8 protein-coding genes and 1 pseudogene are annotated in these 13,595 nt (G+C 71.2%); 6 read left to right on the top strand and 3 right to left on the bottom strand.

Going from position 1 to position 13,595, the window contains the following annotated elements:
• Positions 1–80: 80 nt before the first annotated feature.
• Positions 81–803, top strand: coding sequence for a TetR/AcrR family transcriptional regulator (locus VIW71_RS22975; RefSeq protein WP_331624426.1), 723 nt, complete (start codon positions 81–83; stop codon positions 801–803).
• A gap of 42 nt (positions 804–845) precedes the next feature.
• Here the strand turns inward: VIW71_RS22975 and VIW71_RS22970 are convergent, their stop codons facing one another.
• Both VIW71_RS22970 and VIW71_RS22965 read right to left on the bottom strand, forming a co-directional pair.
• Complete coding sequence (locus VIW71_RS22970; RefSeq protein WP_331624425.1) at positions 846–2,561, bottom strand: acyl-CoA dehydrogenase family protein; 1,716 nt, start codon at positions 2,559–2,561, stop codon at positions 846–848.
• Positions 2,558–3,844: a cytochrome P450 gene (locus VIW71_RS22965; RefSeq protein WP_331624424.1), complete on the bottom strand. Its 1,287-nt coding sequence runs from the start codon at positions 3,842–3,844 to the stop codon at positions 2,558–2,560. The genes VIW71_RS22970 and VIW71_RS22965 overlap by 4 nt, the downstream gene beginning before the upstream one ends.
• A 285-nt stretch (positions 3,845–4,129) precedes the next feature.
• Here VIW71_RS22965 and VIW71_RS22960 point away from each other — a divergent pair, with 285 nt between their 5' ends.
• Positions 4,130–5,407, top strand: coding sequence for a cytochrome P450 (locus VIW71_RS22960; RefSeq protein ID WP_331624422.1), 1,278 nt, complete (start codon positions 4,130–4,132; stop codon positions 5,405–5,407).
• Between the two features lie 226 nt (positions 5,408–5,633).
• Positions 5,634–7,100 carry an MFS transporter gene (locus VIW71_RS22955; protein WP_331624421.1) on the top strand — a complete coding sequence of 489 codons (1,467 nt, stop codon included), beginning with the start codon at positions 5,634–5,636 and terminating at the stop codon, positions 7,098–7,100.
• Between the two features lie 105 nt (positions 7,101–7,205).
• Here the strand turns inward: VIW71_RS22955 and VIW71_RS22950 are convergent, their stop codons facing one another.
• Positions 7,206–10,043, bottom strand: a complete 2,838-nt coding sequence (locus VIW71_RS22950; RefSeq protein WP_331624420.1) for a helix-turn-helix transcriptional regulator — start codon at positions 10,041–10,043, stop codon at positions 7,206–7,208.
• 782 nt (positions 10,044–10,825) lie between these two features.
• On the opposite strand from VIW71_RS22950, the gene VIW71_RS22945 reads away from it, so the two are divergent.
• From VIW71_RS22945 to VIW71_RS22935, 3 genes and pseudogenes are all read left to right on the top strand, one after another.
• Positions 10,826–12,265 (top strand): GuaB1 family IMP dehydrogenase-related protein, encoded by a 1,440-nt coding sequence (locus VIW71_RS22945; protein ID WP_331624418.1) that lies wholly within the window; start codon positions 10,826–10,828, stop codon positions 12,263–12,265.
• A pseudogene (locus tag VIW71_RS22940) lies at positions 12,192–12,472 on the top strand (hypothetical protein); the annotation flags it as partial. The gene VIW71_RS22945 and the pseudogene VIW71_RS22940, both read left to right, overlap by 74 nt.
• 90 nt (positions 12,473–12,562) lie before the next feature.
• On the top strand, positions 12,563–13,579 hold the full coding sequence (locus tag VIW71_RS22935; RefSeq protein WP_331624417.1) for a PRC and DUF2382 domain-containing protein: 1,017 nt from the start codon (positions 12,563–12,565) through the stop codon (positions 13,577–13,579).
• The last annotated feature ends 16 nt before the right edge of the window (positions 13,580–13,595 follow it).

Below are 13,595 nucleotides of genomic sequence, written 5' to 3'. Positions count from 1 at the left end.
CGTAAAGAAACCAGGTGAGGACTTTATGTTTCAACACTGCTAAGATGTCCACCATGGGACAGGTGACTCAAAGCCGGAGGATGCGTCTTCGCGAGGCCACGATTGCCGAGATCAAGACCACGGCGCTGCAGCACATGGCCTCCAGTGGAACGGCGGCCATCTCGTTGCGCGCTATCGCCCGCGACATGGGCATGACCGCCGGTGCCATCTACAGCTACTTCGACACGAGGGACAACCTCGTGAGCGTCCTCATCGCCGATGTCTACAGCACGCTCGCCGACGCCCTGGAGGCCGCCGTGGCAGGCTGCCCCGCGGACGACCCGGCGGCGCAGCTCATGGCGTTCGGCCAGGCGTACCGGGCCTGGGCGATCCGCAACCCGGAGGAGTTCCGGCTGGTGTACGGCGACGCCGTGTCGGACTACCAGCCGCCGGAGGGCGGTGCGGCGGCCGAGGCGGAACACCGGTCCTGCGCGGTGCTGACCGCCATCGTCGCCGCGGCCTGGCCCAAGGCCCAGTACCTGTGCATCGACGGCGGCCACGCCTGGTCGGACTTCGACCCGGAGTTCGCCGGCCTGATCCGCCACTCGTTCCCCGACCTGCCGCCCGCGGCCGTGGCGTTCTCCCTGCGCGTCTGGGGCCGGCTGCACGGCCTGGTGACACTGGAGGTCTACGGCCACCTGCGCCCCCAGGTGCGGGACCCGGCCAAGCTCTACCGTACGGAGCTCACCGACCTGGCCAAGTCGCTGGGGCACGCCGTGGTCGGCTGCGCCCAGAGCGCTGCCTCCGCCGCCGTCACCGGCTGACCGGGCCGGGCCCGGCCCGGTCAGCCGGCCCGCCATCGCCGGTCAGCCCTCCGCCTGGAGCGCCGGCAGGCCCTCGGCGAGCCAGCGGGCGCTGAGCCCGGCGTAGTCGGGATCCGCCCCGGCGGTGAGCTGCCGCCAGTGGTCCGCCAGGCGGTGGGACGCCGCCGCGCAGTACACCTCGGCCAGCAGGCCGCCGTCCGCCGGGCCGCCCGCGGCTCCTTGCCCGTGCCCGGCCCTGGACAGCACCGCGCACACCGCGAAGAGCTCGGCGGCGATCCGGCTGAGCAGGATCACCGTGCGCTCCTTCTCGAACAGCTCCTGGGGATCCGGGTGACGTCGCACCAGCTCCTGGCAGAACCGGTGGAACCGGGCCACCTGCTCCCGCGCCGACGCCAGATGGGCGAGATTCGCCTCCGACAGCCCGCCGAGGACGTCCCCGGCGGGCTCGCCGGGTCCGCCGGCGTACCCGCGCGCTCCGGCCGGGCCGTCCTGCTGAAGCGCCGCGTAGAAGCCGGTCAGCAGCCGCCGTCCGGCCTGGCTGTCGAGCTGGAAGTCCACGTTCCCCGCGATGCGCAACCCGCGGGCGTCCCGCAGCCGGCGCTCCAGCGGTACCGGGACCGCCCCGCGCCGCACCTTGCTCGGCAGGGTCTCGATGCCCTCGGCGCCGTACAGCGAGACGGTCCGGTCGACGATCCGCCAGCAGGTGCGTACCGACAGGTTCTTCGACACCAGCCGCTCGAACCAGCGGTCCGCCGGGCCGGAGCCGACCAGGCTCCACTGGATGACGGCCTCCATCGCGTACACCTCGGCGAGCGTGTCGCCCACCATCCGCTGGATCTCGTCGTAGCCGCCCAGCGGACGGGAGTTGATGCTCCGCCGGGCCACGAACTCGCCCGCCCACCGCCGGCACAGCGTGGCGATCGCCATGGCCGGGGCGGCCGTGAAGTAGAGCTGCCCGGTCAGCACTGCCGCCGCCATGAGGTCGGGGAACCGGGGGTCCTCCGGTTCCCCGCGGACCACGTACTCGGCGGGGACCTCGACGTCGTCGAAGCGCAGCGCGCCGTTGGGCAGGCCCCGGCTGCCCACGAACTCGATCGGCGAGGTCACCCGGAAACCGGCCGCCGAGGTGTCCACGAAGCACACGCACAGCCGCCGCCCCTCCTCGGTGTGCTCGGTCGCGGCGAGCGGCAGCAGGTCGGCCACGGGCCCGTGGCCGGTGAACACCTTCTGCCCGCGCAGGACGTACACCGAACCGTCGGCGGACCGTGTCGCGGTCGTGCCGGGCCAGGCGTTGTTCTGGCCGGCGGGCTCGGTCAGCGCGAACCCGGAGATCGCGCCGCCGGCCAGGCGTTCGCCGACGAAGGCCCGCAGCGGGCCGGGGGGCAGCGCGGGGTAGAGCGCGGGGGCGCCGACCCCGGCCTGGATGGCCAGCATCTGCCCGGCGGGCATGCACAGCGCGGCGGCGCGTTCGATGACGCGGAAGGCGTTGTACGCCGACAGCCCCAGACCGCCCAGCTCCTCCGGCATGCACAGCCCGAGGTAGCCGCTGCCGCGCAGGTCGTCGGGGAAGCCTTCCGGAAGCCGGCCGGTCAGGTCCACCTCGTCGGCGTCGATCCGGGCGAGCAGGAACTTCTCCAGCCCGGCCACGACCGCGTCCCCGGCCGCCTCCTCCGCGGGACTCTGCTCGGGGAAGGATCCGAGCAGCCCCCGGTCCAGGTCTCCCGAGCCCAGCGCGTCCAGGAAGGTCGTGGCCGTCACCGGACCACCGCCGGAACCAGCTCCACGGGAACGTCCAGCAGCACGGTGTGCTTGTTGTTGGGCGCCCAGGTCTCCGGTCCGGCCGGCCGGATCTCCTCGACCCGGTCCAGCAGCGCCTCCAGCGCCAGCCGGATCTCCAGCCGGCCGAAGTCGTCGCCCAGGCAGTAGTGGACGCCGTGGCCGAAGGAGAGGTGCGGGTTGGGGTCGCGGCCGATGTCGAAGCGGTCGGGATCCGGGAAAACGGACGCGTCGCGGTTGGCGGACGGCCACCACAGAGTCACCTTGTCACCGGCCCGCAGGTGCCGGCCGTGCAGTTCCACGTCCCGGGTGAGCGTGCGCCGGTTGTACGGGTTGGCCGGCAGCCAGCGCAGCACTTCCTCGACGGCGGTCGGCATCAGGGACCGGTCCGCGCGCAACCGCCGCCACTGGTCCGGGTTCTGGGCGAAGGCCAGCAGGCCGCCGGCGATCGTGTTGCGCGGCTGCTCGAAACCGCTGACCAGCATGACGCTGGTATTGGCTTCCCGTTCCATTTCCGTCAGCGGCGGTTGACCCGAGGTACCGGGCAGTTCTCCGGTCGCCAATACGCTGCCCAGGTCGTCGACGGGATTCCGGCGCTTTGCCTCCAGCAGCGATCCGAAATAGCCGCGCAACTGGCTGTAGGTCGCTTTCGACTCCTCGTCCACCCGGCCGGTCCTGCGGTGGGTGAATCCCAGCACCGCGTGCACCCATTGCGTCAGCCGCGGCCAGTCGTCCCGCGGTACGCCGAGAAGCAGCGCCACCGACCGCAGGGCGAAAGGCTCGGTGAAGTCGTCCACGGCGTTTCCCGAGCCGCGGGAGACGAGTTCGTCGGCCAGTGCGCCGGCCGTCGCCCGCAGTTCGGGCTCCAGTGCGGTCACCCCGCGGGCGACGGCCGGCCCGAGGAGGTGTTTGAACACCTCGTGCCTGGGGTTGTCCATCATGGCCAGCACCGTCCCGGTCAGGCCGCCGCCGAACGGCAGATCCTCCAGATGGGTGCCGCCGCCGGCCCGCCCGCCGCCGCCCTGGGAGGAGAAGACCGGGTCGACCGAGGCCGCCGCGATGTCCGCGTGCCGGGTCAGCACCCAGAAGCCCTCGCCGTCCGGCAGGGTGCCCGCCGGATGGTACAGCGCGGGCGCCTCCCGCCTGAGCCTGGCGAACAGGTCGTACGGTATTCCCCCGGCGAATCCCGACTGGTCCGTGAGATCGAAACCGCCCAGGACGGCGGGGAGCTCGGTGGCCTTTTCCGCCTGAATCTCGGTGCTCATGCGAAACCTCATGTCGGATGTCGAAGAATGGTGGTGCGACGAGAACCGGGGATGCCGGTGAATTATTTCCGGAGAAGCGGTAGCCTGTTGTCGGACCGGCTTTGTCATTACGTCCCGGTGGCCGCCTGCGTCCCGAAGGTACCGAGACGTCACCGTGGCGCCAACCCCAGAATCGCTCCGTGCCACCCCTAAATCGCGCGCACATTGAAGGGGTTGGCGGTAGGGGGTGGGGATCGGTAATTTCCGCTGGCAGAAGGAGGCTCTCAATCCCCAGGGGTGTGAAGAATGACCGAGGCGCCGATCGCAAAAATTCCCGACGTCATCACTTATGATCCGGAGGCCGCCAGAAAGGCCCTGCCGTTCGATCCCTTCGACGCGGAATTCCATGACGACCCGTTTCCGTACTACCGGAAGATACGGGCCGAGTCCGGTGCGGCCTTCCGTACCGCCGGGGGTGTCGTCGCGGTCCTCGGATACGAGGAGGCCTCGGCGACGATGAAGGACACCCGGTTCGGCTGGGGCGTCAACCCCATGGTGGCCGACCAGTTCGTGGAGAACCCCCAGAGCGGTGAGTCCGGCCGCATCCTGATGTTCATGGACCCGCCGGACCACACGCGCATCCGCGGCCTGGTGTCCAAGGCGTTCACGCCGAAGATGATCGCCCGGCTCCGGCCGGTGGCGGCGCAGTACGCCGAGGAGCTGCTGGCCAAGGCGCTGGCGGAGAGCCCGGACGGCCGGATCGACCTGCAGGAGGCGCTCTCCCGTCCGCTGCCCGCACGGGTGCTCAGCGAGATGATGGACATCCCCTCCCACTACCATCCGCTGTTCTTCGCCAACACCATGGAGAGCGGGCGGGGCCTCGACCCGGGTTTCACGCTCACCGACGAGCAGAAGGCCGGCCGCAACGCCGCCCGCGACGTCTTCATCGACGCCGGCGTCGAGATGGTCGCCGCCCGGCGCGCCGAGCCCGGCGACGACCTGGTCAGCGAGCTGGTCAAGGCCGAGGAGGCGGGCGACCGGCTCACCGAGTGGGAGCTGGCCATGCTCCTGATGAACCTGCTCGCCGCGGGCTTCGGCGCCACCGCCGCGATGATCGGCAACGAGGTCTACAACCTGCTGGAGCACCCGGAGCAGCTCGAGTGGCTGCGGGCCCACCCGGACCAGATGCCCGCGGCCGTCGAAGAGCTGCTGCGGTACGACAGCACCCTGGCCATGGTGACCCGGACGGCGCTGGAGGACGCCGACGTGGCCGGCATCCCGGTACGGACCGGCGAGTATGTCGTGGTCCTGATGGCCGCCGCCAACCGCGATCCGGAATCCTTCCCGGACGCGGACCGGCTGGACATCACCCGCCCGCAGACCCGCAACCTGGGTTTCGGTCACGGCATCCACTTCTGTGTGGCCGCGCCGGTGGCCCGGATGATCGCCCAGGAGGCACTCGCGGCGCTGATCAAGCACGACGTCCGGCTGGACGAGAACGCCCCCGTCGAGCGCTGGCCCGGCGTGTCCCTGCGCGTCATCGGCAAGCTGCCGGTCGTCCTCGGACCCGTCCTCCAGTCCTGACACACCGCCATTCCCGCAGCTCCCGGGTGCCGTTCGGCGCCCGGGAGCTGCTTTGCGGCGCACTTGACACTCAACGCTGTGCCGCTAGTATCGTGAGTATTGAAGCTACACACCGTTCAATTTTACGAACGATGCACACTCTCTGCTCGGCAGTAGCTCCGCTGTTCCCCGTTCGCTCCGGCCGTTCGGCCGGCTCGTCCCCGCAGAAACGAAAGGGTCCAATCCAGTGGAAGGTTCCGTTAGCCGCTCGCACCAGCGGGCCGGTCTGAGGCTTGCGTTGCTGGCGTTGGCCCAGTTCATCATCGCGGTCGACTACAACATCGTCTTCGTCGCGCTACCGGACATCGGCGAGGCGCTGGACTTCTCGCCACAGACCCTGCAGTGGGTCGTCAGCTCCTACGCCGTCGCCTTCGGTGGCTTCCTGCTGCTCGGCGGCCGCGCCGCCGACCGCATCGGGGCACGGCGGGTGTTCGTCACCGCTCTGATCCTCTTCGGCGCCGCGGCCCTGATCGGCGGTCTGGCGGGCTCGACCGGGGTGCTCATCGCGGCCCGCGCGGTCCAGGGCCTGGGCGGTGCCCTGCTCTTCCCGGCGACACTGACACTGATCGTCACCAGCTTCGACGAGGGACCCGAGCGCAACCGGGCCCTCGCCGTCTGGGGCGCCACCGGCAGCGGCGGCCTCGCGGCCGGCGCGCTGCTCGGCGGCGTGCTGACTCAGTGGCTGGGCTGGGAGTGGGTGTTCTACTTCATGGTTCCGCTGGTCGCCATCGCCCTGCTCGGCGTACCCAGCCTGCTCGCGCCCGACGCCCCGCGCAGCGGCCCGCGCCAGAGCTTCGACGTCCCCGGTGCCCTCGTCGTCACCCTGGGCGCCACGCTGATGGTCTTCGGCCTGGTCAGCGGCCCGGACTACGGCTGGACCGCGCCCCGCGTCCTCGGCACGCTGATCGTCGGCGCTGCGCTGATCGGCTCGTTCTTCCTGATCGAGGCCAAGACCAGCGCCCCGTTGGCCCCGCTGCGGATGTTCCGCAACCGCAGCCTGGTCACCTCGATGATGGTCGCGCTGCTGCACATGTGCGCCCTGAGCGGCGGCTACTACCTGTTCACCGTCTACATCCAGAACATCCTCGGCTACGACGCCCTGCAGGCCGGTCTGGCCTTCCTGCCGCTCGGTCTCCTGGCCATGATCGCCGGCGGCAAGATCGCGGCCTCGATGCTGAACAAGACCGGACTGCGCAACACCCTCTCGCTGGGCATGCTCATCTACGCCATCGGCATGGGCGCGATGGTGCTCGGCATGTCCACCGGCGGCACGTACTGGGCGGTGCTGCCCGGGGTCGCCATCTACGGCTTCGGCGGCGGTCTGGCCTTCACCGCGATCTTCGCCAGCGCCGGGTCCGGCGTCGCCCCCGCCGAGCAGGGCGTGGCCTCGGCGCTCGCCTCCACCTCGCAGCAGATCGGTGCCGCGGTGGGCCTGGCCATCATCCTGGTCATCGCCAACCACGGAATCGACGTGAGCGCCGGAGCGCCCACCCCGGCGGCGTCCGACGTCGTCTCGGGCCTGCGCACGGCCGGCTGGGCCGCCGCGGCGGCCGCGCTCGCCGGCGCCGTCGCGGCCCTCAACCTCCGCAAGCCTCCCGCCGCGGCCCCCGCCGCCGAGTCCGAGGAGGGACGCGAGGTGTCGGTGTCCGGCTGACACCGACACACCACGCACTCGGGACCTGTGGCCTGGAACCCCCGTACCGGCCACGGGTCCCGTCTCTTGGCGTTTCCGGGGGCCGCTGTGGCCGGCACGGAGGGGTCAGGAGGCCCGCCGGGCCATCGCGCCACGGTGCAGGGCGGGCGCGAGATCACTGCGCCGCTTGATCCCCAGCTTCCGGTACACCCGGGTCAGATGCTGCTCCACGGTGCTGACCGTCACGAACAGCTTCGCCGCGATCTGCCGGTTGCTGTGCCCACGGGCGGCCAGCGTCACCACCCGCATCTCCGCGTCGCTCAGCATGCCCACCAGGTGCTCCCCGCCGCCGGGCGTGGCGGCCGGCGTCCCGCCGGTCGGCTCCGGCGCGATCCGCCCCGGCAGCGCCACACCGCACTCCTCGGCGAGCTGCCGGGCCCGGCGCAGTGCGATCCGGCCCTTGCTGTACTGGCCGAGCTCCTGGTGGTGCTGGCCCATGTCGTTGAGGGCGAAGGCGAGTTCCACCGGGTTGCCGCAACTCTGTGCGGCTTCCACCGCGCGGGCCAGCAGCGAACCGCGCTCGCGCCCGGACGTGGCGGCGGCCAGGGCGCGCAGCGTGGCCGCGCGTACCAGGTGCTGCCCCGGGGCGACCAGGGTCAGTTGCTCCCTGAGCAGTTCCCGGGCGCGCTCGGACTCGCCGCGGGCGAGATGGACCCGCGCCGCGTCGGTCCGCCACGGCAGCAGCGCGGGGACGTCCATGCCCCAGCGGGCGGCCAGTTCGCCGACGGCCGTCAGGTCCTCCAGGGCCGGCGTCGGCTGCCCGTGCGCGAGCAGCAGCCGGCCCCGCGCGTACAGATAGCGCAGTCCGAACGGGGTCTGGAACATCGGGGCCGGAGGCGCCATCCGCAGGTGGGCGAGTGTTTCGGTCCGCGTGTCCAGCAGGGCGTTCGCCTCCAGCACGACGCTCAGCGGCAGGCCGATCACCACACCCCAGCTCGCCGCCGGTATCTCGGCCAGCGCCGACTCCGCCATGCGGACCGCCGCCTTCAGGTCGCCGCGGCGCAGCGCCAGCTTCGCCGCCAGGCTCTCGAACAGCGCGTGCCAGGCGGGCGCGGACTGCGTCCTGGCCGTGCCGGTGAAGGACGTGAGCCAGCGCTCGGCGGACGCCACCTCGTCGTTGAGGATCAGGATGCCGACCGCGGCGGCCAGCAGCAGTACCGTGTGGTCGTTCAGCTTGTAGCTGCTCAGGGTCTGTTCGGCCACACGGACGGACAGCGGGTCCGGGCCGTGCCGCAGCACCCGGTGGAGCTCGGACACCGCCTGGCAGCAGCACGAGGGCGCCCAGCGCATCGGATCGGCGTCCGCGTCCGAGTCCGCTGCGGACGGGTCGCCGCCGCGGCTGTCGGACTCGTTCTCGGGGTCACCGGCCGGCGCGGGGTAGAGCACACCGAGCGCGATACGGCTCATCTTGAGGTAGGCCGACGCCTCCACGTCCTGGCTCCGCCGGATGTGCGACTCCAGGCGGTCCACGGCGTCGAGTGCCGCCTGCGGCTGGCCGAACCACATCAGCGATTCGACCGGCGCCGCCACATGGCGTCCGGTCAGCAGACCGGCCTCGGTGTAGCCGAGCAGCGCGGGCATGCGGCGGGCCGCGGCGCGCGGATCGGCCCGCCACTCGGCACGGAAGAGCATCGCCGTGGTCGTCGCGCGGTGCTCCTCGTTGCGGCTGTACCGGTGGGCCAGGGACAGGCAGTTGAGCGCGAAAGCGCCGTCCCCGCCGTGCAGGCTCTCGTCGGCCGCCTCCAGCAGTACGGCGGCGGCACAGTCGTTGTCGATGCTGTCCGCCGCGATCAACTGATGGGCCACGGCGATCACCGGGGCGCCGTTCTTGAACAGCACGGTCGCCGCTCTGTTGTGCAGGGCGGCACGCTCCCCGGCGGTCATGCCCTGCAGTACGGCGGCACGTGCCCGGGAGTGACGCCACTGTCCGTCGACCAGGAACCCGGCCTCCGTCAGGGTGTCCAGTGCCAGGGACAGCGACCGCGGATCGAGTTCGGACAATCGGATCAGCAGCGGAGCGAACTGCGGATCGTCGAGGACCGCCACCTCACGTGCGGCGGTGCGGACGCTGGGATGGCACCGGTAGAGGCAGTCCAGCACAGCCTGTTCGAAGTGCGGCCCGACCCGCAGCGCGTGCGGGGCGGACGGCCCCTGGCCGGCGGTGTCCTTGATCAGCCGGCGAACCAGCAGTGGATTCCCGCCGGTGACGCTGAGGCACTCGGCGCCGAGGGCGAACGCCGCCAGCTGTCCCAGATGCCGGTCCAGCAGCGCCTCCACCCCGTGCCGGGACAGGGGACGAAGCCGGATCCGGCGCGACATCGGCTCCGGCGGCAGCTCGGCCTTGAGCATGGCGCCCGACGGCCAGGGGGCGGGGCACTCGTTGAGCACCACCGTCAGCGGTGCCGAGCGCAGCCGGCGCACCACGGCGGACAGGCACTGCAGCGACGGGGCGTCGGCGTACTGCACGTCGTCGATGCTGAGCAGCAGCGGCCCGTCCACGTGCTCGGTGAGGTCGTGCAGCGCCAGCCCGATCTGATGGAACATCAGCGGTGAGATGCCCTCGGTGTCGGCCGGCGGGCCCGTGTCGTCCGCAGCCGCGAGCAGCGCCCGGCCGAGCAGTGCCGCCACATGGGAACGCAGCTCCTCGGGGAGGTCCGTGCCGCGGAAGAACTGTCCCAGTACCCCGAACGGCACCGACTGCTCCGCCCGGGACGCCGTGGCGGAGAGGTGGACCGCGCCCAGCCGTGCCGCGTACTCGGCCAGTGCGCCGAGCAGTTCCGACTTGCCGTGGCCCGCGGCACCCGTGACCACGGCCATGCGGCTCCTGCCCTTCAGCGAGTCGTGAAAGAGATCGCACAGAAGGGCCAGTTCCTCCTCCCGCTCGAAGAGATCGTGCTCTGTCAAGACGTCACGTTGGGCCCGGACGGTCGACTCTGCGGTTGCCAGCATGCCCTACGACTCCGCTCTGTAATGAAGTCTTACCTTGCGTGACGGGCTGATTTCTCCCGGTAATGTGATGCCGACCGAGTGTCGGCAGTTTTCCTGTATTAGATATCGATTATCCCGCGCGAGCAACTGGGCGAAGTGGTAAATTCTGCATGTCGCTTATCGGAATCGAGGATTCCGTTTCCGTCGGATGCTGGGCGTGACATGGAATCGGCGGCCATCCGAGGTGCCGGGCCGGTTCGACCGGCTTTCCGGAGCGGCCCCGAAACCCAAGGGGCGCCGGGGGTTTCCGGGATTTCCTCGGATGTGGACCCGGGTCGGCCCGGATGTCTTTTTTGTGCCCCGTGCTCGGGTACCAAATATGCGGGTCCCCGTTGCCCCGGGCGCCCGCGGTGGATCCGCTCCGCCGCGGAATCGCCGGGCCGGAGTTTATTTGCATCAGCCAACCGGAGGCAAGATGTGCCCGCCGCCTAATCCCTTTTCGGGCCCGCAGTCATGGCCGCGGGACCTGCCGGAACACGTCGGAGTACAGGCTGGTGGTCTCGACGCGGCAGCAAAATTGGCCGAAAGTACGGAAGGGGACACCGCAGACTCGGCCGAAAACACAGACATGGCCCGCGAGGGCGCCGCCGGCGGCGGACATCGGGGACCATGGGACGAGGAGCCGCAGTCCGACCGGGCGCCGGCCAGGCTGACTCCCCGCCCGCTGCTTCGGCAGAATCGCAGGTGAGAGAGCCGGTATGCGTTTCCTCAATGATGTGCAGCCCGCGTACGACCTGACATACGACGACGTTTTCATGGTGCCGCGCCGCAGTGCGGTGGGCTCCCGGCAGGGGGTGGATCTCAGGTCGCTGGACGGCTCGGGCACCACCATCCCGATCGTGGTCGCCAACATGACCGCCATCGCGGGCCGCCGGATGGCCGAGACCGTCGCCCGGCGCGGCGGCCTGGTCGTCATCCCGCAGGACATCCCGATCGACGTGGTGGCCGAGGTGACCGGCTGGGTGAAGCGGCGTCACCTCGTGCTGGACACCCCGATCACCCTGGCCCCCTCCCAGACCGTCGCCGACGCGCTGTCCCTGCTGCCCAAGCGCGCACACGGCGCGGGCGTGGTGGTGGCCGAGGGCAAGCCGGTCGGCGTGGTCACCGAGTCGGACCTGACCGGGGTGGACCGCTTCACGCAGCTCTCCGAGGTGATGTCCCGGGACCTGCTGCTGCTCGACGCCGGAATGGATCCCCGGGACGCCTTCAACCGACTGGAGGAGGCACACCGCAGGCTCGCCCCCGCGGTGGACGCGGACGGGAGGCTGGCCGGCGTCCTCACCCGGACCGCGGCCCTGCGCGCGACCCTCTACCAGCCCGCCGTGGACGAGGCGGGGCGGCTGCGGATCGCCGCCGCCATCGGCATCAACGGCGACGTCGCGGGCAAGGCCGGGCAACTCCTCGACGCGGGCGTGGACACCCTCGTCGTGGACACCGCTCACGGCCACCAGGAGTCGATGCTCGCCACTGTCCGCGCGGTGCGGGCGCTCGGCCCCCGGGTGCCGGTCGTCGCGGGCAACGTGGTGGCCGCCGCGGGCGTCCGCGACCTGATCGAGGCCGGCGCGGACATCGTCAAGGTCGGCGTCGGGCCCGGCGCGATGTGCACCACCCGCATGATGACCGGCGTCGGCCGCCCGCAGTTCTCCGCGGTGCTGGAGTGCGCGGCCGAGGCGCGCAAGTACGGCAAGCACGTATGGGCGGACGGCGGCGTGCGGCACCCGCGCGACGTCGCGATGGCGCTCGCGGCCGGCGCGTCCAACGTCATGATCGGCTCCTGGTTCGCCGGTACGCACGAGTCGCCCGGCGACCTGCAGCAGGCCGCGGACGGGCGCCTGTACAAGGAGTCCTTCGGGATGGCCTCGGCACGTGCGGTGCGCAACCGTACGAGTGAGGAGTCGGCGTACGACCGGGCCCGCAAGGCGCTCTTCGAGGAGGGCATCTCCACCTCCCGGATGTACCTGGACCCGGCGCGGCCCGGCGTCGAGGACCTGATCGACTCGATCATCGCGGGGGTGCGCAGCGCCTGCACGTACGCGGGCGCGGCCTCGCTCGCGGAGTTCGAGGCGCGGGCGGTCGTCGGCGTGCAGAGTGCCGCGGGGTACGCCGAGGGCAAGCCGCTGCACGTCAGCTGGCAGTGACCGGCGGTCCCCCTCCACGGTCACCGGCGAGGCGGACCCGGTGGTCCAGGCCTTCGCCTCCCACGTCCGCCACGTCGAACGCGTGCTGGAACGGATCGCGGGGGAGCCGTTCGTCACGCGCACCAAGTCGGTACTGGTCTGTCGCCGCTGCCGGGGCGGTACGGGCCGGGGGCCCGGAGCGAGCGGCGCACGGTGAGAATGTCGTAGTTGTGACGAGTATGAGATTTTTGGGGGTTTTGGGGACTGTCGGGCGGAAATGTGGTCAGTAAGGCCAGAATGGCCAGCCGAGGAGGCGACATGATCACGCGTGAGCAGATACCCCAGGTCGTGGGCCATCCGGTTCATGACGCCGAGGGCAAGAAGATCGGCGAAGCCAAGCACATGTACCTGGACGACGCCACCGGCGAGCCGGAATGGGTGACGGTGAAGACCGGATTCTTCGGCAACAGCGAGACCTTCGTGCCGACGCGTGCCGCCCGCCTGGTCCAGGATCACCTGGAGGTGCCCTACGCCAAGGACAAGGTGAAGGGCGCGCCGAACGTGGACGTGGACGCCGGGGGGCACCTGTCGGTCGAGGAGGAGCGCCATCTGTACGTCTACTACGGGATGGAGCGCGCCGGGGCGGCGGCCGGGACCGACCGCACGTCCGGAGCGGCGGGTGCGGCCGGGGCGGCGGGTGCTGCCGGGCGGAAGCCGTCGGCGCCGACATCCGCGGCCGGGACGAGGCCGGGGACCAGGAGCGGCACCCGGGAGGGCATGCCTGGCCGCGAGGCCGGAGCCGGTACGGGCATCGACGTGGGAGCCGGGTCCGCGGGATACGCGGCCGGGCGCACCGGACCCGCGGAACGGCTCGGCCCGGACGCGGCCGGTACCGAGGACGACGCGATGACCCGCTCCGAGGAGGAACTGCACATCCACGTCGAGCGCAGGGCGACCGGGCGGGCCCGGCTGCGCAAGTACGTCGAGGTCGAAGAGGTCGAGCGCACCATACCGCTCCGCCACGAAGAGGTACGGCTCGAACGCGAGCCCATCACCGACCGGAACCGCGGCGCCGCCCTCTCCGGCCCGGAGATCAGCGAGGCCGAATACGTCGTCACCCTCCACGAGGAGAAGCCGGTCATCGACACGGAGGTCGTCCCCAAGGAACGCGTCCGCATGCGCGTCGAGGACCACACCGAAGAGCGCACCATCCGTGGCCGCGTCCGCAAGGAGCGCATCGAATCGGACATGGCTCCCTCCGACCCCAAGTCCGCCTCCGACCCCACGTCCGCCGCCGAGCCGTCCCGGTCCCGCGACGACAAGCGCCACCGCTGACTCACCGGGCAGCCGT

The sequence above is a fragment of the Streptomyces sp. genome (assembly GCF_036524955.1).
Classification (GTDB): Bacteria; Actinomycetota; Actinomycetes; order Streptomycetales; family Streptomycetaceae; genus Actinacidiphila.
This window is presented reverse-complemented; position numbering and strand designations above follow the sequence as displayed.

Bases quoted from the DNA above. Each gene is read 5' to 3' on its own strand.
- VIW71_RS22975 (WP_331624426.1), top strand. From the start codon at position 81: ATGCGTCTTCGCGAGGCCACGATTGCCGAGATCAAGACCACGGCGCTG.
- VIW71_RS22965 (WP_331624424.1), bottom strand. From the start codon at position 3,844: ATGAGCACCGAGATTCAGGCGGAAAAGGCCACCGAGCTCCCCGCCGTC.
- VIW71_RS22945 (WP_331624418.1), top strand. From the start codon at position 10,826: ATGCGTTTCCTCAATGATGTGCAGCCCGCGTACGACCTGACATACGAC.
- VIW71_RS22960 (WP_331624422.1), top strand. From the start codon at position 4,130: ATGACCGAGGCGCCGATCGCAAAAATTCCCGACGTCATCACTTATGAT.
- VIW71_RS22935 (WP_331624417.1), top strand. From the start codon at position 12,563: ATGATCACGCGTGAGCAGATACCCCAGGTCGTGGGCCATCCGGTTCAT.